The organism is Paenibacillus tarimensis (assembly GCF_021532315.1).
GTDB classification, from domain to species: domain Bacteria; phylum Bacillota; class Bacilli; order Paenibacillales; family Paenibacillaceae; genus Paenibacillus_I; species Paenibacillus_I tarimensis.
On record NZ_JAKGAO010000015.1, the window covers coordinates 100,570 to 123,283 of the forward strand.

Below are 22,714 nucleotides of genomic sequence, written 5' to 3' on the forward strand. Positions count from 1 at the left end.
TTAGGTGAGCAGGTTACAGCTGCAGATCTTAACGCTCAACCTTCTGCCTTGGCCTCGCAGAGTACGGCCTCGGCTTCGATTGTGAGCTGGAATTCGACTGTGATCCGGTATTTGACTGCGGCCTGGAACCCGACTGCGCCCTAGGCTTCTGCTGGCCCTGCGGTTTTGGCTGTCTCGGCTTATTGGACGCAGAGCCAGAACCGGACGGCTGCCCCTGAAGCGGCGGCGTCTGCAGCTGCAGCATAGGATACGGATGCTCCTTCACCTCTGGAATCCGCTTGCCGATCAGCTTCTCAACATCCTTCAAATACGGAAGCTCGTCAAACTCGCAGAACGAGATAGCGGTACCGCTCATTCCCGCTCTGCCTGTTCGGCCAATCCGGTGCACGTAGGTTTCCGGTATGTTCGGGAGGTTGAAGTTGATTACATAGGACAGCTCGTCAATATCAATTCCCCTTGCTGCAATATCGGTAGCAACCAGCACCCGTGCGGTGCCGTTCTTGAAGCTGCTGAGCGCATTCTGACGGGCGTTTTGCGATTTGTTGCCGTGTATGGCAGCAGCGGTTACCTTGGCCTTCGCCAAATCACGCACCACTCGATCCGCTCCGTGCTTCGTCCGGGTGAACACCAGCACGGAATCCATAGACGGATCCTGCAGCAGATGTGCGAGCAGCTTCTGCTTGTTAGCCTTATCCACCTTGTATACGGACTGCGTAATCCGTTCGGCCGTCGAGGATACCGGTGTAATCTCGATCCGCACCGGGTCCTTCAGGATGGAGCCGGCCAGCTTGGAAATCTCGGGAGGCATCGTTGCCGAGAAGAACAAGGTCTGCTTGCTTCCGGGCATCATCGCCATGATACGCTTCACGTCATGCACAAAGCCCATATCCAGCATCCGGTCGGCCTCATCCAGCACGACAATCTCGACATGCTTCAGATCAACATGCTTCTGGTGAATCAAATCCATCAGCCGGCCCGGTGTGGCAATTACAATATCCGCGCCCTGCTGCAGGGCCCGCTCCTGCGCTCTCTGCGATACGCCGCCCACGATCGCGGTGCATCTAATCCGGGTGAACCGGCTGTATGCTTCTATGTTCTCTGCAATTTGCAGCGCAAGCTCTCTTGTCGGGCTCAGAATTAATGAGCGGATACGGCGAGGTCCCCCGCCCGCAGTCTGGCGGCTGCTGAGCAGCTGCACGATTGGCACAGCGAAGGCCGCTGTCTTGCCCGTCCCCGTCTGGGCACAGCCCAGCAGGTCCTTGCCGGCAAGCACAGCCGGAATGGCCTGCTCCTGTATAGGTGTCGGTGCTGTGTAGTTTTCCTGATCCAGCGCCTTAAGGATCGCTGGTGCAATATTCAATTCTTTAAACGTCATAAAATCTCCTCATCTATCATGAATCCGTTATTGTTGGCTTCAAGTCATGACATATAAGGATAACACAAATACCCGTTATGTGGAATGCGTACTTCTGTCCTAGTCTTCTCTGGCCTATCCTGGCTTCTGCGCTGCACGGCTAACGAATCTCACACACGTTAAACCTGAAAATTCGAAGCATTCTCAAATGTAACGAATCCCAGCCGTCTTATTTGGTGATTTACGCCAATTTACCTGCATAATGAGGACAATAACGCTGCTGACTTTCGTTAAGGTTTAAATCAGCCATGTTTAGGCAAATAGCGACTGTGATATTCGTAAGAATTTCACAGGTCACCGATACCAGAATGAGCGGCACCGGAAACAATTTCTCTTAATTTTACAAATGAAGAGGGGCCGCCCCTAAGTCGTTATGACTTCTGGGCAGCCCTCTAATGTTCCCTTTACCTATGACTGCCTATACGTATACGGCGGGGAATCGTACTGCGGACCGTTCTTCTCGTAGGTGAACCAGTACCGGATGGTGTCTCCTGCCTTCAGGCCGCTTACCATCGTCTCCCAGACGCCATTCCTGTTCGTCATCCGCAGATTCTGCTGAATGCCGTTATTCACTGTGTAGTGAACATCCACATACCTGGCAGCTGTCACCGGCCGGAAGTAGATGTTCGCTTGGGACGAGCTTAGCTTGGAGACACCAGCGGTATAGTCAGCTGTGACATGCTCACCGCCCGTATCCTTGCCTATCCGTTCATAGACTCTTACATAATCAATATACATCCGCTGGGGAAGGACGGAATCATCCGGATTCTGCCAGCCGGTGAACGGCGTTCCCGGTCCGCCGATCGCAAGGTTCAGCTGCATGTAGAACCGCTGGTCGAACGGTGCCGGGAAGGCTGCGCCCGGCGTGAACCAGTCCCTCTTCGTCGAGTATAGCTGGCCGTCCACATACCAGCGGATCTCACGCTCCTCCCACTCTACGGCAAACGTGTGATAATCATCTGCAAAGGACTGGCCTTCTGGCAGCAGATAATCCGCACCGGACCAAAGATTGTTCGGCCAGTCATTGCCATAGTGAATCGTCCCGGATACCTTGTTCATCTGATCACCGCGGTTCTCCATAATATCGATCTCGCCGCTCTTCGGCCAGATGCCGTATACCGAATCCGTCGGCATCATCCAGAAAGCCGGCCATACGCTTCTGCCGTAAGGAAGCTTCGCCCGAATCTCGAAGCGCCCGTACTTCCAGTCCCCCTTGTTCTGCGAGGTCAGCTTGGCAGAGGTGTAGGCATGACCGCCGAACTCCTCCTTCTGGGCTTTGATGACGAGGTTGCCATTTTCCAAGTAGGAGTTATCTCTCCGGTTCGTGTAATACTGCAGCTCATTATTACCGAAGCCGCCTCCCGCGTGAATTAAGTTCCACTTGGACCCGTCAGGCGCGGAGCCGTTTGCTCCATTGAATTCATCGTTCCATACCATCCGCCACTGCGACAAATCTGCCGCAGCAGCAGTTTCAGGCCCCGTGACCATACCCGGCACCATCGCCGCAGCCAGCCCCAGACTCAGCGCAGCAGCTGCAGCTGCAAAAGATCTCATACGTTTCCCTTTCATAAACCATCCTCCATTCACGTAATTATTGCTTCCGGCCCGTTCTTCTCAACCATCAGTCTCTGACTGCTGATGCAGCGTCCAGCTCTGAACATCCCACCCCCTTCCCAGTCTGACAGCAGCCTTAGTCTAAGCCGTTCCTGTCATCCATTTAGTCCGCGGCCGCTGTCTTGGCTGCACTTTAACTATACCGTTATGAATGCGCTTTCTGAATGCTTTGTTTTTTGGTTTCATGCCTTTTTGTTATATACCTTTAACCTCACTCTCCCGGCACCGGAGCATAACAAATAAGCCCCGCCTTGGCAGGGCTTATGCTTGCTGCTGACAAATTTATCTGGCACGTTTCACTTGATAGACGGATATCCACAGCGACACAATCAGCAGCAGTTCGAACAGGTTGGTTGCAGCCGAGCTGTCCAGCGGGAGCGGAATGGCGCTTCCGGCCAGCATCAGCAGGGTGCCGATGAACAGCCACGGGCTGCGCAGTCTCCTCCACAGCACGACACCTGCCGTAAACAGCGGAATCAGAATTAGGATGACCATCAGCGGCGGACCCGACTGCTCAATCGGCACATACCGCAGAACGCCATATTCATGCAGCGGCTTCAGCCGGACAGACAGCGTCTCCGTCACCAGCTCCAATACAATCAGGGCGGCAGTGAACAGCCACGCACCCCACCGTGCCGCAGGCTTTCTTGCCCAGCTGCTGCCCGCCTGGCGGATCAGGCCATAAGAGACAAGAGCAAGCAGCGGTGTCAGGAAGGCATGGAGCCAGAACCTCGACAGGCTGAGCGATTCCAGCATTGGACCTTCGCCGATCCATCTGCCAGCCCCGATCAGTCCGTTATCCCACAGGAGACCTGCCGTAACCAGCAGCAGCAAATATTGAAGCCCCCGGTGCTTGTCGCGCCTGAAGAGCACCAATCCCCAAGCCAGCATGGCGGCATACACAGCAGCAAATAAGAGATATAAAATGGTATCCATCCGTTTAACCCCTCCCCTACACTCATAAACACAGCGGCCCTCTGTCAACCAGATCAGGCAAAAAATTACTGGAAGTTATTGACGGCTATTCATTCATCCTTAATAATGAGCCATATAGGTTAATATTCCCATTTAGTACATAAAGGAGACCTCGCCGATGAGCCTGACGACCAGTAAAGCCCAAGAAGCAGGTATGACCGTAGTTGGCATTGAGAATGTGGACAGAACAGCAAGACGGCTTGTGGAGGAGGGCATTACCCCCGCACAGGTAACCTTCGCTTCCAGAAGAGGAATCACCGTTCATCATGCAGCATACGGCACCTTGACACCCGCCCCGGACTCCCCGCCGCTAGAGCTGGATTCCTTATTTCCGCTGTGCTCCATAACGAAGGTGGTTACAGCTGCCAGCATCATGCTTCTTGTCGAGGAAGGCCGGGTCGGCCTTAACAGGCCTGTTGCGGATTACATCCCCGAATTCACCGGTGAGGGCAAGCATGAGATTCGTGTCCATCATCTGCTCACCCACACCTCGGGCATACGGCCGGAGGATGTATATCCGCACATAGACAGCAAAAAGGGTACAGCCGCCATCCCGCCTTGCCCGCCGGGCCAAGATCCTGAAACTCATGAGCACCTGTCGCTGGGCTTCGATGTACCTGCAGCTGTTAAACCGGGGACCGTCATGTACTACCTCGGCTTCGGCTACGAGCTGCTCGGTGAGATCATCAGACGCGTGACCGGCCAGACCCATGATCAGTTCGCAGCCGAACGCTTATTTAAGCCGCTTGGCATGAACGACACCTACTACAGCGTGCCGGAGTCGGAATGGCACCGGATTGTGCAGCGCTCACCTGAGGCGCCCTGCGCCGAATGGATTAACGAAGAGCTGGTCCGATCTGCTTCTGCATCCGGCGGCATCTATTCGACCGCCCGGGACCTCGCTGTATTCGCCCAGATGTTCCTGAACAAAGGAATCTATGAAGGCGCCCGCATCCTCAGCCCGGTCTCTGTTATTGATATGACCCGCAACCATATCCCCGGCGTGCCTGCGGAATACAGGGATGAGGTTTTTGCAGAAGCTTCATGGGGCTACGGCTGGGCCATTAACGGCAGCAAGCGTGACGGCGGAGACCTCTTCTCACCCGAGGCTTATAATCACTGGGGTGCGGCAGGAGTTTTTGTAAGCGTGGACCCTGTATACGAAACCGTACAAGTCTATCTGTCCGTCGAACTGGATCACCAGAAGCCGTTCAAGAATATCTACGCCGACCTGTATAATAACACCGTCCTGGCCGCAATAGCAGACCTGTAGAGCAGAAGGCTCCTGGTATCGACAGCCTCCCTCCCACATATACATGTCACAGATGGGAGGGGATGAAGGTGTACATCTATGCAGCGATTGGAGATTCGTTAACCGCCGGGGTGGGAGCACCCGAGGGGTGCGGATTTGCTCCCCGTTACCGGCAGGCTGCCCAGGTACATCTGCGGCAGCCGGTTCAACTTGCTGCGGTTGGTGTTCCCGGCATAGACGCATCCAGTCTTGCCAGGCTGCTGCAGTCAGACCCCGAGCTTCACATGCTGCTTCGGCAAGCCCGGATCATCTCCTTAACAATCGGAGGCAATGACTTAATTGCTGCCGCCAAAGCCTATTTAATTGACGAGGACCCTTCGCACTTCGAGCGGGCGTTGAAGGCATTCAAGCCCTCGTATGGCAGCATTATCCGCCAGCTTACCGGAGTAAAGAACGGGACGGGCGCCAGCCGTATTGTGCGGATTGCCAATCTGTACAACCCGTTCCCCGGCCATCCGGTCGCCGTAAGATGGGTTGCGAGGTTCAACACTTATATCCAAGAGTGTGCCAAGGGCCATCATAATCTGGCAGTCGCCGATCTCCACCGTCTGGTGTCCGGTAATGTGAACCGGGTGCTCGCCCCCGACCGTGTCCATCTCAATGCAAGAGGATATCAGCTGATGGCGGAGCAATTCGACCGGCTTGGCTACAAGCCCCTTGACTGACCGGCGCGGGGTATAATGTAGCTTTGCTGCAAAGAAAATAAAAGCCGCAGGTACGGAAGCAAGCTTCCGTACCTGCGGCTTTTCTATTGAAGTGCGTCCATTAAATGAATGGCCTGGTGATGACCAGGGGCTGATGTGGAGGCACATCCCCATCATACCCATAGCCATAGCCGTAACCGAACCCCGGCAGAGCGAACAAGGCCGCGATTGCTGCGAATGCAAGAACTACAGCTGCGAGAAAGGCAGATACGCGGGCCTTACCCGACTTGCGTCTTTTCTTCGAGCGTGAGCCTGCTATGGCAGCCTGGTTATACGGAGTTATGGCCAGCTGGCCCCCTCCCACTCTTGCCACCGTGCCAACTATTTTACGGCCGTCATGCGTAACCGCACACACCGGCATCCCTACATATGGGCTCACCGTCATCTCATTCAGCGGATGAATCGGATGCATTCCGCCACTTCCTTCCCTCAAGTGGTGTCCGTACTTATGCAGTGTACGGCGCTGCGGCTCCAGCGGTATGGACGGGTGGCGGCTAGAACGCCTGAAGTTGGAGAAGTTGGCCGGATGCTCAGTGTACAGTCAATCTCGCTTACCGGCTCATGCCTTGTACGAGCACGGCGATCATCTTGGCTGCTTCTGCGCGTGTAGCTTGACCCTTCGGGTTAAACATGCCGCTGCCCTGGCCTTCGATAATTCCTGCCTGCTGCATGGAGCGAACGCTGTCTGCCGCCCAGCTGCTGATCTTGCTGCCGTCCGCAAAGGCGGATGCTTCCTGATCAGACGGCAGTGCAAGCCCGGCCTGTTCGGCATAACGGGCAAGCATGACCGACAGCTCCTCGCGTGTAATATGTCCGTCCGGATTGAACCGGCTGCCGCCGACTCCTTTCACAATACCGTTCTCTGCGGCCCATGCGGTATAAAGGGCATACCAGGAATCAGCTTCTACGTCGCTGAACAGACGGGTGCTGTACTTCGTGAGGTCCGCACCGGACAGCTTGGCAAGCAGAACCGTCATTTCGGCACGGGTAACCGCTCTGCCTGGAGCAAATTTTCCATTGCCAATGCCGTCAACGATACCGCGCGCAGCCAGATAGGATATATAATCAGCGGCCCAGCCGGACACATCCTCGAACATAACCTTGTTATAGCCCACAGCATACGTCGAGAAATGCTTCACCTTGAACACCATTCGGCCTGCCGCTGCGTCGTAGTGTCCATTGTTAACAGCGGTCAACTGGCCGTTGCCGGATACATGGTAGGCCACAAGTGCCTGGATGTCCTCACCGGCAGCTGGTGTGTACGGGATGCTCAGCTGAACGGTTCCGCCGCCAAAATCCGTTACGGCCTTTCCGCCGGTTGTTACTGTGAAATCGACGACCGGACGGCCAGCAACGGCCTGCTGTACGGACTGCGGCAGCGAAGCGGCATCCACGCTTGATACGTTAAAGCTGATTGTGCCTTGAAGACTTCTTTGCAAGCTGGACATACTTTGCTTGTCAAATGACATCTGGCCAATCTGTGTGTTCACGCTCATATGGTCCAGATTCATGTTAAATAATGCGGATGCCGTCTCTTCTTCAAATAAGACCTCATATGCCCCGGCATCCTGGGCCTCCTCCACGCGGAATTCCAGACCGTGCGGAACGGTAACATCAGCCAGCAAATTCTGGCTCTTGGTGAGCTGATCCATTGCCACGACTGCCCTTACTACACCCTGATGCGGTGAAGGTGTCAGAGGAACTATGACATCCTTGTTCTGTTCATACAACCACGGCAGATGATCCTGCATCTGTTCAGGCCGTGGCGATGGGGATGGCATATAGCCAGGTGATCCGCCGCCTGACCCGCCCGAATCTCCGTTACCCGGAGTGCCGGGCTGTTCGGCCGGGTCCTTATAGCCCTTATTCAGCTGATATACAGCAACCGTACCGCTTACCTCATGGGCCGCCAGTATGAGCGGATAGCGGGTTGGGCTGTCTTCCGCTTTCACCACAGCAAGCCCTTCAGGCGAGACATCTCCCGCAATAGGCGCCGAGTAATCACGTGTGTTCATATAATCATAGTAAGCCGCTTTACCCGGATCGGTAATATCGTACACCATGACGCCGCCGATCCGCTCCAGCCCTGCAACGGCATAGAGCCTGCCTTCCGCTTCCAGAACCTTAATATCCTCAGGCTCAGGCCCCTTCTTGCCGCTGCGGTCATCCAGCTTGGTATTTTTGTTAGACGCGTTAAAATATTTGGGATACAGCTCTGCAGTCCGCTTCTCAAACTCGCTGCCGCTGTCATAGACAAGCTCCATCGTCTCCGCATCCCAGATCGAGAAGGAGCGTCCTCCGAGCACATACTGCTTGCCTTCCTCCAGACCATCGTGCTCTTCATTCTTCAGCATTTCAACCTTGCGTCCGTCAATCTCGACGGAATGGATGTTCTCATAGTCGCCCCACTCCCTCGCATCGCCTTCATTAGCCGTAAGCAGGTACGTTTTGCCGCCAATCTCCGCTGCCGCCAGGCCGTCCGGCATATAGACGCCGTGCACCGGCTGGCTCTTGAGCTCAGCCTTACCGTCCTTCAAGAGGTCAAGCTCATTACCCGGCTGGCTGTGATCCTTGAACCCGAGCCCCCGCACACTTGTAAAACGGTATTTCGCGATATCCAGAACAGCAATGGCATTCGCTTCCTGCAGCGACACATACGCCATCCTGCTGTTCTTGTCCACGGCGATGTACTCAGGTTCAAGATCAACAGACGGCGCTGCTCCCTTCTTCAGAAGCACCTTATCCGCCACAAGCTGATCGCGCTTGGCGTCAAAGGCATCGAATGTCACGTTGACGGCTTCGGCACTCTTCACGCCATGCCTCAGGTCGATGACTGAGACAGACCCTTTCGGATCAACGGCGCCTTCCCCATAGCCTGCTCTTGGCTCCCCTTCATTAGCCGTCAGAATATACTGTCCGTCCGGCGTGAAGGCCAGCATATCCGGCTGTACACCAACCCGGATATAATGGATCAGGCTGCCGTCATAATCGAGAACTAGGACAGCACCTGGCTTCGTATGATCCTTCTCCTGCACGGCGACCGCCACGATATTCCGCTCGGTATTGATATCCACGCTTGTAATGTCCCCGAAGGTGAAGTCCGGGACCATACCGGTGACGTCGATCCGCTTGTCAAGCTTGTACGTATTCTCCTCCTCACTCTTCACATCAGCAAGGCTCACGATATCTATCTTCTGCTCCATTCCGTTAACCAGATACATCTTCTTGTTATCGGGATTGTACTTCACGATCTCCGCTACTCCGCCGTCTTCGCTCTGATAGCCGGTCGAATAGCTGCCCAGATAGGAGATTTTCTTCGGCTCTGTCTTCACATGCAGACGGCGCTCAGCATCAAGCTTCGCGATATCCGCCTTGCTGATATACGAGATCAATGCCTCATCCAATGCGGCAAAATTATTCAGCACCGCCGGTTCTGCAAGCACCGTGTATCCGTCCCCGCCCGCTGCCATGAAGTCATTGGTGGCAACCACATAGCTTTCCGTATCGGACATAGGTTGTCCATTCACGGTAACTGCGGTAACACGCCCCTTCTCAACAGGAGTGGAGCCGGACATCACAGTGTATTTGTCCACGGTGACTTCCATGCCGGCAAAATGCGGGAACGAGCCTGCGCCAAACGTCATTCCCTGCTCAAGCGCCGCCTTGATCTGTGCGCCTGTTAGTGACTTGGTCACAATATAGTTGCCGAATGGCAGGACATCCAGCACCTGCCCCTTCGTAATATCGCCTGCCGTTATGGACTCCCGGATGCCGCCGCCGTTGGTGATGGCGATCTGCGCACCGCTCTCATCCAGCATAGCGCTTGTAATCAGTCTGCCGAGATTGGTCTCGCCGCTACGCACGTTGTCCCTTACGCCGTCAAGCTTAATTGGCGTTGTTCCAATCGTCACATCCTTGATCGCGGACTGCCGCTCAATAATGGCATTATAGACTGCCTTGACAGCCGGGTCCTCCGGATATTGCTCCAGCGTCAGCTCGGAAGCAGGGATGCTCCTGGCCTGCAGCTGCTTCTCGTTCGTCTCCTTGTTATAAGCGACCGTAACCACTCCGGCATTCTTGAAATATTCGCCTGCGCTGGCAATTAGAACACCGTTCACCCTCTGGCCCTGCGGGTAGTTCGAGTGGCTGTGCCCGTCAATAATCAGATCAATACCCGGCACATGCTGAGCGATGTCCGTGCTCTTGATTGTGCTTAAAGGGTCATCACCCAGATGCGACAGCGCAATAATGAACTGTGCTCCTTCGGCCTTAAGGTCTGCCACCATCTCCTTGGACAGCTCAATGATCTGCTCATCCGAGCCAAAATCGATGCCTTCCACATTCTTCGGGTTCGTCTTGTAGGCAGTCTCAGGCGTTGACAAGCCGAAGATGCCGAACGTGACGCCCCCCGCCTCTTGAATGACGGCACGGTTAAATGGCGTCCCCCCGTCCTTGACTGCGTTAGCGGACAAGACCGCTGCACCGGACAGCTCCTCCAGCTCCAGCAGCCTCTCCCATCCATAGTTAAAATCATGGTTGCCTGCGGAGATCGCCGTGTATCCTACTGCCCGAACCAGCTCGGCAATGCTCGCCCCTCTCTCCAAAGTTGCAATCGTCTGTCCATGGAAAATGTCGCCTGCGTCCAGCACGATTTTCCCGGATGCGCCCTCACTTTCACGGTCAATGAAGGTCTTGAACTGGGCGAAGCCAATCTGACCCGAACCATTCTTCGCTCTGCTATGTATGTCATTGGTGTGGAAAATCTTGATCACTGCCGTGTCGCCGCCAGGCACTGGTCCCGGGATCTCTGGTGCGATGCCCCAAGCTCCGTCAGCCAGACTGCGCGGCCGGTTAGCCGCGATAAAAGCAGCGTCTGCCACGCCTGCCTTATACTCCAGCACCTGGAAATCCGCCGCGTTCTCATTCGTATCCTTGAAATCTGTCCGGCGGACGGATTTTTGCTTGGAGATGGAAGCTACAGGGCTTCCTTCACCGCCCGCTTCCTTCACGGCAAGCTGGTCCACTGGCACGGACTCGCTGTTTACCACGCGGATATTGTACTGATCATTGTCTATATACCGCTCCGGCCAGTCCAGATCATACTGCGCTACCCTGACGGTCACCAGTTCATCCGGTGTCGTCTCGGCCGCCCCGCGAATCAGGTAGGAGGTATAAGCCGGAACAATACCATCCAGACTTGTGTATACCGATTCACCCACCGTGCTTCCGAGATGCTTGGAGCCTGACCTTGCGGACGAATATTCAACCTTCCAGCCGCTTAAATCGATAGGCTCGTCTGTCGGATTATACAATTCAATAAAGCTGTGTGTAATAGGTGTATCACTCTTGCCGCCCCCGCCGTAAACCTGATTAATAATCAGGTGGTCAGGATAGCTGCTACCTTCCGCGTATGCGGTTATGTGGTACCCTGCAAGTACCTGAAGCGCTAACAATGCTGCCATGCCAAGTGAAAACCATCTCTTCAACCTGCCTGCATGCCACTCTTTCATACCGGTCTCCTTCTGCTCCCAAAGTTCTACCAGCCGCTATATACCAAGCAAGCATGGTAGTTACTTCTAAAATTAAAAGAAGGAGATATTTTTTACAACCCATATAGGCAGTAATCATTAACCGGAAAATATTATACTTTTGTAAAGAATAGCGGAACCTTCCCAAAAGCCTTTTCTGGACCGGAACACAAGCCGCGGACTGACGTACGCATATTCTGTATTACTCGACAAGGAAAGGGGATTAGGGGAATACATGCCCAAAGTGTCTGTCATCATGTCAGTGTACAACAATGCGCCTTACCTCCAGGAGGCCGTATCCAGTATTCTCTGCCAGAGCTTCAGAGATTTTGAATTGCTGATCTTCGATGACTGCTCAACTGATGGCTCCTCGGAAATTCTGGACAGTATTAAAGACCCGCGCGTGCGTGTCATCCACAATTCGTATAACAGGGGCCTAGTCGCTAATCTCAACGCGGGTCTAGACATGGCCCAAAGTAAATATATCGCCAGAATGGACGGCGATGATATCAGCTATCCCGACCGGTTCCTGCTGCAGATTCAGTTCATGGACGCGAATCCCGATATTGGCTTATGCAGTACGGCGATGCAGGTATCAACAGCCGGGAAACCCAAGATTAATCCGCTTCGGCACGAGGATATTCAGGCATGGCTGCTGTTCCACTGCTGCATTAGTCACCCGGTTGTCATGATGCGGAACAGTATTATACAGCAGCATCATATCCGTTATGATGCCAACTACCCGCATGCGGAAGACTACGAGCTGTGGAACAGAGTGGCCCCCTATGTCAAGATGGCTAACCTGCCCGAGGTGCTCTTTTATTACAGAAGGCACACCGGACAGGTCTCAAGCCAGCATGTTAAAGTCCAGAATGACTCGGCTAAACGGGTCCGAATGAGAGAATTTAACAATCTCGGCCTCTATCCCACTGAGGAAGAGTATAAAATCCATATGAGATGTGTTGACTTCGCTATTAACCCGCACGACCCGGTCCACTATTATCCGGCATTGGCATGGGCGGAGAAGCTGCTGGCACAGAACCGTGTGGCTAAGCGGTTTAACCAGGAGGCGCTTAACATCGCGCTGTCCCGCTGTATTTCCCGGCTGCCTTACTGACGCGCATGCATCTGCAGCGCTTCAAGGCCCCCGATGGATTGTCGGGGGCCTTGTTTTTCAAGCTCTAATGCTGGATCGTCTGATTGATAACTTAAGCGGCTAAAGTCCAGCAGATTACACACGCTGCTGTGCGTACCCGCATACCAGAATATACTCCGGTCCTTCCCCAGCCGGGGTACCATCATACCACCCGTATTCTTCTTGAATCACGAAGCCAGCTGAGTGAAGAAGGCTGCGTATATCATCACCATAGAAGTAGCGGAGCCGAAGGCTGTCCTTGAACTCTTCTACGGTTCCATCCTGTCTATGTATCCGGTAGTAAAGATCCGTGTACAGCAGCCGCTTCTCCGTGTCGCAGGCCTTCTTGATGGAATGACGGGTCACACGCTCCCCGCTCGCAAGCTTTGTTTCATAGTCCAAGTGCTCCTCGGGATCAACCCACCAGTCCCCCATCTGCCGGATGGGCTTGAAGATGTTAATGATGAACTGTCCTCCAGGCTCGAGATGCTCTCTGGCACAAGTGAGACAATTCAGCGCCTGCTCATCGGTCTCCAGTGACTGGAAGCTGCGGAACGGGATGAAGATCAGGTTAAAACGCTCCTCCAACGAGAAATCCGTCATATCTCCCTGCCCCATATGAAGACGGCTGCGTATCGCAGCGGGCAGCTCAACCGCCTTGGCGGCCATCACCTCCAGCATGGCTGGCGAATAGTCGAGCCCCCAGACCTCCGCTCCAGCTTCGGCAAGCGGAATCGTGATTCTGCCTGTACCGCACGCCAGCTCCAGCACCCTGCCCCCAAGCTTCCTTGCACGTTCCACATAGAAGGGGATGTCCGCCGTGAAGACCGCACGGTTATCAGCGTCATACAGCGCGGCTGTGTTCAGATATAAGTTCTCCATTCCGTCACCTCCCCGGATTTGTATGAATAATAGACGGAATATAAGAATCTGTCAATCCTGTGAACTAAGCCGTCTGCTCCGGTTCCCAAGTAAAAAACCATAGACGAAGAGAGTTATTGCAAAAAGGACTGAGCCATGGAACTGTAGATCTGCTGCGATTAATCTGGTTTCCGTTCGGCAGAAACTTCCATTACTTGTAACCGGAATGGGAAGTTCGGGATTATCGAATGGATATCGATATCTGAACTTGGCGTTTCTGATTATAGATCGCATGCCGGAGATTTGGATACGCAGCGCTTTAATGTAGTCAGGTCTTTACGGAACTGAGAAGCGGTATTCATTGAATTAGAGTCATTTTTGAATGGTTACGGAACTCAGAGGCTTTAATGTCCCCCTATCATTAAAGATCCCCTTGAAATGGATCGAATAGCAGCGCTGAGTTCCGTTACCCGCTGAAGCGACCTGCATTCAGTGAAATAAGGGCGCTGAGTTCTGTTAGGTTTAAATTATGCCAAACCGGAAGAAGTCTGCTCGCGGATTGCTATATTAGCCCCCGCTCCCGGTTCATCCCACCATCCTCGGTCTCCCCACAGGAACACATTGTGCAAAATCGGCCTTTACACCGAAGTGGAACACATTTCATCTCATGGCATCCTTCGCATACCATCAGCTTAAACCCCTTCCGCGGATCACCCCACTTACGGAACTTCTCCACTTCCCTCAAAAAAATTTATACTTCCCTTTATGTGTACAAAAAAGCCGCGAGACCGATGATCCAGTCTCACGGCTTCCTTTTACTATAATAACCGCCTTCCGCTCCCTACACGCTCGCCGCTTCTCTGCCGGCCGTCCGCCGCTTGCGCAACGCGTCCATCTCGACGCAGGCCAGTATGAAGGAGCCGACGCCGTGCAGGTCATTCTCGCAGCGCGGCCGTTTGATGTAATGCTCGTAGTCGCCTACGCCTGTACCGATGCAGATCTCCGGCATGATGAACCGGCCGTTATCGTCGCGGCGCATCGCCTCCAGCAGGCCCTTGAAGCCGCGCTCCGCTGCCTCAGCGAACAATTCGCCGCCAATGCCAAGTCCCTCCGCCTTCGCCAGCGCGAAGATATATAATGCCGAGCAGGAGGTCTCCAGCCAGTTGTCCGGGCGGTCTCCCTTGTCGATGACCTGGTACCACATGCCGGTCTTCTGGTCCTGATGCTTCAGCAGCGAGGTCAGCAGGTCCCGCTCCACCTCAATCAGTGCATCGCGTCCCTTATAGCCTTCCGGAATAATTGTGAGGAAATCAGCCAGCGCGAAGCCGTACCAGCCCATCGCCCGTCCCCATACTTCCGGCGCACGGCCAGTCTCGGGATCGGACCACGGTGTGCGGCGGCTCTCATCCCAGGCATGATAATAGAGACCGGTCTCCTCATCGCGGGTATGGCTGCGCATCAGGCGCTCCTGCTCCAGCACCATATCGTACAGATCCGGCTCGCCATAATGCCAGCCGTAGCGCACCGCGAACGCGCCGCCCATATAGAGGCCGTCCAGCCACATCTGATACGGATATTTATCCTTATGCCAGTAGCCGCCTTCGCTCGTCTTGTTCAAGGTATCGAACAGGTGGCGCAGCTTGTCGGCTGCCTTCTTATAGCGGTCGTCGCCCGTCTTCTTGTGCAGCGTGAAGAGCAGAACCCCCGCCTGAATCGCGTCCAGCTCCTCCCGGTCAAACAGGAAATTCCCGTGCTCATCAACCAGCGAATCGACGTAACCCTTGATATAATCGAACAGCTCAGCTTCGCCCGTCTCCTCCCAGAGCCGGAGCATCCCGTACAGGAACACGCCCTGATGATAATGCCACCGCCCTTCCGGCGGAAGCTGTGCCGGGGTGTAGGTCTCCATAATCGACCGGCAGGCATCCTTCGCCCACTGCAGCGGCTGCTCTGTATGGCTTGCTTCTGTCATCATTGATATCCTCTCCTTCCGATTATGACAGGCCAAGGCTGCAGCCCGGTCTTGCCAGGCCGCAGCCCCGCTTCCTGCTTCTTACACCTGCTTGTGCATCCCATATTCTTCTAGGCATTGCCCGGGAAATCCTTCAGCTGTCTCTGCAGCATCCTACCAGCAGTACCTTTACCACGCTATCCCTTCAGGCCGCTGGTGCTGATGCCCTCCACAATATAGCGCTGGAACATGAAGAAGATGATGAATACCGGCAGAATGCTGACCGTCGACATGGCGAACAGGGCGCTCCAGTTCGTGATCGAGTCAGGGTCCGAGAACATCTTCAGTCCCAAGGATACCGGATACAGCTGCGGCTGGTTCAGGTACAGCAGCGGTCCCATGAAGTCATCCCAGCGCCAGTAGAACGAGAAGATGGCGCTTGTCATCATCGCCGGCACGATCAGCGGCATAATGATGCGGGAGAAAATCATGAACTTGCTGCAGCCGTCAATCTTCGCCGCTTCATCAATCTCAAGCGGAATGGTCCGGATGAACTGCATGATCAGGAAGATGAAGAACGGTGTACCGAAGAACGTCGGCAGGATCAGCGGCCAGTACGTGTTCACCCAGCCGAACCAGTTGAACATGATATACTGCGGCACCATAATAATTTCATACGGCAGCATCATGGTAATCATCATGCAGACGAACCAGATTTTCTTGCCGCTGAACTTGATCCGGGCGAAGCCGTAAGCAATCAGAGTCGAGGACAGCACGCTGCCGATTGTCGACAGAATCGTGATGATGAACGAGTTCATGAAGAAGGTCGTGAACGTGATGCCGCCGAAGCCCTTCCACCCCTCCACATAGCTGTCAAAATTAAGCTTATTCGGAATCAGGGAATGCGCGGACGTGAAGATCGTCGAATTATCCTTGAATGAGCTGACCGTCATCCAGAGCAGCGGGTACAGCATAATGAAGGTCAGAACGACAAGTACGATCTGCTGAATAATGAGATTTCGGGTACTCCGTTTAATCGCCATATTACTTGTCTCCCTCCGATTCGTAGTGAACCCAGTAGGAGGAGCTCTTGAAGATGAGCGCCGTGAAGATACCGATAACGAGCAGCAGCATCCATGCCATGGCTGATGCATAGCCCATATCGAAGAAGGTGAAGGCGCGCTGGAACATGTACAGCACATACAGCAGCGTCGAGTTCAGCGGACGGCCGTCTTCGAATATGATGTAGCTTGGCGTAAAGGCCATAAAGCCCTGGATCAGCTGCATGATAACGTTAAACAGGATGATCGGCGTAAGCAGCGGAATCGTAACCTTGATGAACCGGTGCCATGCATTGGCCCCATCCACCTGGGCCGCTTCATAATAGGAAGCCGGAATATTTTTCAGCCCCGCCAGGAAAATAAGCATCGACGAGCCGAACTGCCACCCGTACAGCAGAATCAAGGTCCAGATGGCATAAGCCGGATCGCCCAGCCAGGAGACCGTCGGAATGCCGAGCTGCGCAAGAATCGAATTAAGCGCCCCCTCGTTCCCGAATAGCTGCCGCCACATCACGGAGATGGCGACACTGCCGCCAATAACCGAAGGCAGGTAGAGAAGCGTGCGGTACAGACCTTTCATGACCATAACCTTGGCCAGCAGCAGCGCTACGGCGAGCGCGAAGATCAGCCGGAACGGCACCGCTGTAAACACATAGAAGAATGTAACCTTGACGGACTGCAGGAATTTGTTGTCGTCGGTCAGCATCCGCTGATAGTTCTCCATCCCGATCCAGCTCGCCTGTCCAAGCATGTCATAATCGGTAAAAGAGAGATACAGCGACATTGCGACCGGGAACACGGTCAATGCGATGAAGCCGACCAGGAAGGGCATTATGAACAGGTAACCGGTCAGGTTGTCGGTATCCTTGGTCTTCTTCCTGGTACGCTTCACGCCGGGCAGGTCGACCGGAAGCGCTTCGCTTGTCAATTGCTTCGCCATGCTATTACCACACTTTCCTTATAAATTTCCGCACGGTCTTGAGAAGACAGAAGCCGGACCTGGCCTCCGAAGGATGCGGAACGTCCAGGTCCGGCTTAAATACAGGAGGTGCTTACTTTGCTCTGGCAATAATGCTTTCCGCACGTTCGCGGAACTCAGCAGCTGCCTCGGCAGGCGAAAGCTGTTTGTACATGACCTGCTCATTCACTTCCTCCAGCGCTGCAAGCACTTCAGAGGAGCCCGGCGGGAAGTTGCTGTCGATTGGGGAGCTGTTCTCGCCAATCAGGTCGATATAGTCGAAGATCATCTTGTTCGTTTCATCCAGATCAGCCGCCATCGCCTCACGCACCTCATCATTGACCGGTACGCCGCGCTCGCCGTTCATGATCTTGTTGGCTTCCACATCATTGATGAAGAAGTCGATGAATTTGGCCGCCTCTTCCTGCTGCTGGGACTTCTTGCTGATCGAGAAGAACATCGCCGGCTTCAGATACATTCCCTTCGCAGTATCAGGACCCGGGAGCGGCGCCAGCTTGAGCGGGCGTCCGGCAGCCTTGGTCAGAGCCACAACCTGGTTGGACCAGCGGAAGTCAAATGGCGCCTTGCCGTGCACGATCAGCTGATCCTCAATCGCTTCATGCTGCATGATCACGTCAAGCGTCGGATAAGTTCCCTTCTCCTGCTGCTCAAAGGTCATTTGGAAATAATCCGCTAACAGCTGGTCGTCGAAGCCCAGGCCTGTCGCATCGTCGTTGAACAGCTTCTGGCCATGCTGGCGCGCATAATACTCGAACACATTGCCGGTCTCAAAGCCCTGCGTGCCGTATTCGCCTGTCTTCGCATGCACAGCCTCTGCAGCAGCCTTCCAGTCGTCCCATGTCCAGTTCAGATCAGGCACCTTCGCACCTGCATCCTTCAGCATCTGCTCGTCATAGATAACCGTCAGCGCGTTCATGCCAAGCGGGATACCGAGCAGCTTGCCGTTCGCCTGACCAGATTCCATCAGGCCTTCATTGATCTTGCTGACGTCGATCGTACCCGATTCGACGAATGGCTGCAGGTCAGCCAGCACATCCTTGCCGGCATACTGCGTCATATATTCACCGAAGTTCATCTGCAGCACATCCGGCATGTTGTTGCCGGCTACCATGGCCGCGAGCTTTTCCCAATAGCCGTCAAAACCGGTGAACTCGGTCTCAATCTTCACATTCGGGTTCTTCTCCTGATACAGCTTAATGACTTCCATCGTCAGGTCATGACGGGTTTGCGAGCCCCACCACATCAGACGCAGCGTTACATCTCCGCCTTCACCGCCACTGCCGCTGTCAACCGTATTCGTCGTCGTATTGCCGCCTGTGCCTTGATTCGCCGGTTCATTGCCGCCGCTGCTGCAGGCAGCCAGTGCGAAGGTGAGTGTGATCGTCATGATGAGTGTCCACAGCGTTGATCTTTTGTACATACGCGTATGACCTCCCTAAGGGTTTAATCTGGCTTATACCGTTATGATAGCGCATACATTGGATGCGTTAAATCGAATAACCCGCTTCGTTTCGTTTAAAAATCCGACTTCAGCTCCCCCCCTCTGCCTCCACGCTCCGACAGCCGTTCAAAAATCCGCTGTTCGTGCAATTTTCCGGTATGATGCTCGCATACTCCCCTTTCCTTAAGCCCTCATTCCTGCCGCCGTTTATACTCGGACGGCGTTAAGCCCGTCACCTTCTTGAACACCTGGCTGAAATACTGCGGATTATTCGGGAAACCGACCTTTGCGGCAATATCAATGATTTTGACCCGCTCGGCCGCATCAATCAGGCGCTTCGCCTCCTCGATCCGCATCTGGATCACGTAGTTGGAGAACTTCTCCCCCGTCTCCTTGCGGAAGAGCTTGCCTAGATAATCGACATTTAAATACACAATCTCCTGCGACAGCTTCGACAGCGACAGCGACTCATCGTGAAGATGGTCATGCACATAGCGGATGACCTGCTCAATAACCCGGCTCTGCGACTGCATATTCGTATCATAGTACCGCTTCGTTATTTCGCCGGCTGCCCGCAGCAGCACTTCCTCCGCCTGCTCCAGTGTGCCGAGCGCCTCGATCTGCAGCAGATCCGGCTCCATGATCAGCGGACCGGCCGCCTGCCCGCTCTCCGCCTGGCGCAGCAGGATCAGATGCAGCTCCAACACATAGGATTTGATGAAGCCGACCGGCATTTTCGACGATTTGAGCCTGGTGAACACGGTCTTGATCATATGCTGCACCTGCTCCCTGTTACCGCTTCGGACAGCAAGCGCGAAGGCATCCCGGTCCAGCACGGCATCCAGATCACTATCCGCCCCTTCCTCTAAGGCGTCCGCTTCGTCATGATGAATATCCTCCGGCGTAATGATGCTGCCCTCCCCGACATAGAACCGGTGCGACAGGCATTCCCGCGTCTCCTTGTACAGCCTGCGCAGGCGCGGAATCGTGCCCGGGCTGCTGACCGCCACGGTCAGCTCCATCCGGAAGTAACGCTTATACATTGCCTTGATCGCAGCCAGCACCTCCAGCCACTGCTCCTGCGTCCCTTTCTCCACCAGCAGCACGAGGCGGTCGCCAATTGTCGTATTAAGCAGAATCGTCAGGCCCCGCTCCTTCACCAGCTCATCGGAGATATTATGCAGCGCGAAGAGATGCTCAAAATCATAATCCTTGCCGTCCAGGTCGAACAGCAGCAGCCTCACCTGCAGGCCGGTGATGTCCAGCCCAAGCAGATGGCCGTAATAATCCCATTCCTTCTGCCCGTATGTCTTGTTCGTCATGCATTCCTTCAGGAACTGCGCCTGTATCTGCGGCAGCACGCGGGTGAGGCTCTCGCGGGTGCTGGCAAGGAAGGCTTCCTTGCTCGCCCGTTCATTCAGCTCGGCCACGGCCTCGCCCAGCACCTGCATAATCTGCTGCTCGCTGCAGGGCTTAAGCAGGTAATGCCTCACGCCGAATTTCATCGCCGTCTGCGCTGACGAGAATTCCTCATGACCTGACAAAATGATAAACACAATGCCAGGATATTTGTCCTTGGCCCAGGCGATCAGCTCGATTCCTGTCATTTCGGGCATCCGGATGTCTGTAATGACGATATGCGGCGGATTCTGCTCGATCATCTGCTGCGCTTCCCTGCCGTCCACCGCTTTGCCGGCAAGCCGCGTTCCATGCTTATCCCATTCGACAACACTTGCAATTCCTTCGAGAATGATCCGTTCATCGTCCACCAGCAGTACGTTATACATGCTCACCCTCCAGACTGTATGGAATCCGGATGCGGACCGTCGTCCCTTCACCCGGTGTGCTCTCAACCGTTACCCCGTAAGCCGGGCCGAAGAGCAGGCTGATCCGGTCGCGGATATTGGCAAGGCCAATTCCCGTGCCCTTGGACACTACCCTGCCTTCCGCAATGGCTCCCAGCGTTTCCTCATCAATGCCAGGCCCGTTATCCCGGATGATGATCTCGATATGCTCCTCTTCCGCAAGGAAGGTCAGGTCGATGGTGCAAACACCCGACATCGCTTCCAGGCCATGCTGAATTGTATTCTCCACCACCGGCTGGATCGTCAGCTTCGGGATGTAATATTCCGTGAGCAGCGGATCGTCGGAGCACCGGAACACCAGACGCTCACCGAAGCGCATCTGCTGAATCGTAATGTAATGGTGCAAGATGTTCATTTCCTCCTCGATCGTGATCAGCGGCTCCTTCTTCCCGATAATGCTCCGCAGCAGGCTGCCAAGCGCCTGAACCATCGTGGAGATGTCCTGCTGCTTGTTCACCTTGGCCATCCAGTTGATGGACTCCAGCGTGTTATACAGAAAATGCGGGTTGATCTGCGCCTGCAGCGCCTTGTACTCCGATTCATTGATGGCCAGCTGCTTGGCGTAATTCTCGCGGATCAGTTCATTAATCGTCTCAAGCATCAAGCGAAAATGCCTATGCAGCTGCCCGGTCTCATCCGCATTCAGGTTATTGTCCTGGAACAGCTCCGCCGGGTCGATATGACCCTTCTGCACGAGCTTCATCTTATCCGTCAGCCGCTCCAGCGGCCTGGATATCGTACGGCCCGCCAGCCGGCCCAGGTAGATTGCGATAAGGAACAGCAGGCCATACAGCCCGAGCAGGCCGTATTTAATCATCTTGGACTGATTAAAGATACTGCCGTAAGGCAGGATATTATAATAGGTAAAATTCTGATACTTGGAGGTCAGATGCGTGATGAAATACGCCTGGCCGTCCAGCGTCCCGATCCGGTAGCCCTGCCGCTCCGTAAGCGGCTGCCCGAGCAGCGCGTCCGTCTTCTCCGGGTTGGTCGACAGCAGATGCTGGCCCGCATATTCGATCATGAACATCCGGTCACCCGTTAAGTCCAGCGTCGTATCGACCAGCCGGTTCATATCCAGGTACAGAATCAGCGTGCCCAGATGCTCCAGCGACAGGTCCTGCATCTGCCGGACCTCCCGCGCAGCCAGCAGGACGTTCGGCTCGGATGACGGCACCCAGACGACTGAGCCGCCCGCTTCACGTGCCAGCCGCACCGCCTCCGTAGTATCGATTCGGTAACGCGAGGTCACCGACATCTGCAGCTCGCCGCCGAGCGCATCATTCATCTGCACGGAAGCGACCGGCCGCTCCTGACGCGACTGGTCCAGCAGCCGCTCCATCAGCACATCCTTCGTCTTGAAGCGCTCGTACGCATTCTGATCCCGCTTGCTCTCGATCAGGTAGCGCTGGACCGTCTTGTCCGAGATCATCCGGAAGGTCAGGTCTTCGATCCGCCGTAGCTGATTATCAATCGAGCCGGAGGACAGGTTCAGCACCTGTGCCGATTCCGAATAGATCCGGTCTTCATAAATCACAGTCGCCACCTGCACCGCAATGATACTGACTCCCGAGACAACGATCATAATCATCAGCGTGAAGAGAAAAATTTTGTTCTTAATCAGCTGGTTGCCAAAGTACGTTCTAATATTCAAGCGGCGAGCCTCCTTTGTGCCGGGATGGAAAGTGTACAGGTTAGCGGGCATAATTGATAATCTAGCTTTTGCCAGATTGGGACGAGCAGGAGGATAGTAAGGGTAGATAGTATTTTTATCTAAGCATTGGTTTCGACACAAAACTGCCATTTTCCTATGAATGCGGTTACTTTCCTGAAAAAAGGACAAGCTCCTTCATTCTTCTTCCTGCTGCTGTTGG

At 54.6% G+C, this 22,714-nt stretch carries 15 protein-coding genes and 1 pseudogene; 3 read left to right on the top strand and 13 right to left on the bottom strand.

What is annotated here, in order from left to right:
• Positions 1–28 precede the first annotated feature (28 nt).
• The 3 genes from L1N82_RS17360 to L1N82_RS17370 all read right to left on the bottom strand — a co-directional run bounded on the left by L1N82_RS17360 (position 29) and on the right by L1N82_RS17370 (position 3,964).
• On the bottom strand, positions 29–1,375 hold the full coding sequence (locus tag L1N82_RS17360; protein WP_235288725.1) for a DEAD/DEAH box helicase: 1,347 nt from the start codon (positions 1,373–1,375) through the stop codon (positions 29–31).
• Between the two features lie 447 nt (positions 1,376–1,822).
• Positions 1,823–2,983, bottom strand: coding sequence for a glycoside hydrolase family 16 protein (locus L1N82_RS17365; RefSeq protein WP_235288726.1), 1,161 nt, complete (start codon positions 2,981–2,983; stop codon positions 1,823–1,825).
• 327 nt (positions 2,984–3,310) lie between these two features.
• Positions 3,311–3,964, bottom strand: coding sequence for a hypothetical protein (locus L1N82_RS17370; RefSeq protein ID WP_235288727.1), 654 nt, complete (start codon positions 3,962–3,964; stop codon positions 3,311–3,313).
• A 157-nt stretch (positions 3,965–4,121) separates the two neighbouring features.
• Here L1N82_RS17370 and L1N82_RS17375 point away from each other — a divergent pair, with 157 nt between their 5' ends.
• Positions 4,122–5,276 carry a serine hydrolase domain-containing protein gene (locus L1N82_RS17375; protein ID WP_235288728.1) on the top strand — a complete coding sequence of 385 codons (1,155 nt, stop codon included), beginning with the start codon at positions 4,122–4,124 and terminating at the stop codon, positions 5,274–5,276.
• A gap of 68 nt (positions 5,277–5,344) precedes the next feature.
• Positions 5,345–5,980 (top strand): SGNH/GDSL hydrolase family protein, encoded by a 636-nt coding sequence (locus tag L1N82_RS17380; protein WP_235288729.1) that lies wholly within the window; start codon positions 5,345–5,347, stop codon positions 5,978–5,980.
• Between the two features lie 100 nt (positions 5,981–6,080).
• On the opposite strand, the gene L1N82_RS17385 is transcribed toward L1N82_RS17380, so the two are convergent.
• Positions 6,081–6,431: a hypothetical protein gene (locus L1N82_RS17385; RefSeq protein ID WP_235288730.1), complete on the bottom strand. Its 351-nt coding sequence runs from the start codon at positions 6,429–6,431 to the stop codon at positions 6,081–6,083.
• 139 nt (positions 6,432–6,570) lie between these two features.
• Entirely contained in the window at positions 6,571–11,529 is a 4,959-nt protein-coding gene (locus tag L1N82_RS17390) for a choice-of-anchor I family protein (RefSeq protein ID WP_235288731.1), read from the bottom strand.
• A 253-nt stretch (positions 11,530–11,782) separates the two neighbouring features.
• Between L1N82_RS17390 and L1N82_RS17395 the strand changes: the two genes are divergently transcribed.
• A complete protein-coding gene (locus L1N82_RS17395) occupies positions 11,783–12,664 on the top strand; it encodes a glycosyltransferase family 2 protein (RefSeq protein ID WP_235288732.1) in 882 nt (293 codons plus the stop codon).
• A gap of 114 nt (positions 12,665–12,778) precedes the next feature.
• Here the strand turns inward: L1N82_RS17395 and L1N82_RS17400 are convergent, their stop codons facing one another.
• The 8 genes and pseudogenes from L1N82_RS17400 to L1N82_RS17440 all read right to left on the bottom strand — a co-directional run bounded on the left by L1N82_RS17400 (position 12,779) and on the right by L1N82_RS17440 (position 22,494).
• Positions 12,779–13,564 carry a class I SAM-dependent methyltransferase gene (locus L1N82_RS17400; protein ID WP_235288733.1) on the bottom strand — a complete coding sequence of 262 codons (786 nt, stop codon included), beginning with the start codon at positions 13,562–13,564 and terminating at the stop codon, positions 12,779–12,781.
• 541 nt (positions 13,565–14,105) lie between these two features.
• Positions 14,106–14,288 (bottom strand): annotated as a pseudogene (locus L1N82_RS17410) (transposase zinc-binding domain-containing protein); the annotation flags it as partial.
• Positions 14,289–14,384: 96 nt separating this feature from the next.
• Positions 14,385–15,515 carry a glycoside hydrolase family 88/105 protein gene (locus tag L1N82_RS17415; RefSeq protein ID WP_235288769.1) on the bottom strand — a complete coding sequence of 377 codons (1,131 nt, stop codon included), beginning with the start codon at positions 15,513–15,515 and terminating at the stop codon, positions 14,385–14,387.
• Between the two features lie 176 nt (positions 15,516–15,691).
• Positions 15,692–16,537 carry a carbohydrate ABC transporter permease gene (locus tag L1N82_RS17420; RefSeq protein WP_407946772.1) on the bottom strand — a complete coding sequence of 282 codons (846 nt, stop codon included), beginning with the start codon at positions 16,535–16,537 and terminating at the stop codon, positions 15,692–15,694.
• A 1-nt stretch (position 16,538) separates the two neighbouring features.
• Positions 16,539–17,495 (bottom strand): carbohydrate ABC transporter permease, encoded by a 957-nt coding sequence (locus L1N82_RS17425; RefSeq protein WP_235288734.1) that lies wholly within the window; start codon positions 17,493–17,495, stop codon positions 16,539–16,541.
• A gap of 112 nt (positions 17,496–17,607) precedes the next feature.
• A complete protein-coding gene (locus L1N82_RS17430) occupies positions 17,608–18,954 on the bottom strand; it encodes an ABC transporter substrate-binding protein (RefSeq protein ID WP_235288735.1) in 1,347 nt (448 codons plus the stop codon).
• 212 nt (positions 18,955–19,166) lie between these two features.
• Positions 19,167–20,762, bottom strand: a complete 1,596-nt coding sequence (locus L1N82_RS17435) for a response regulator (RefSeq protein WP_235288736.1) — start codon at positions 20,760–20,762, stop codon at positions 19,167–19,169.
• Positions 20,755–22,494, bottom strand: a complete 1,740-nt coding sequence (locus tag L1N82_RS17440; protein ID WP_235288737.1) for a sensor histidine kinase — start codon at positions 22,492–22,494, stop codon at positions 20,755–20,757. The genes L1N82_RS17435 and L1N82_RS17440 overlap by 8 nt, the downstream gene beginning before the upstream one ends.
• Positions 22,495–22,714: the final 220 nt, after the last annotated feature.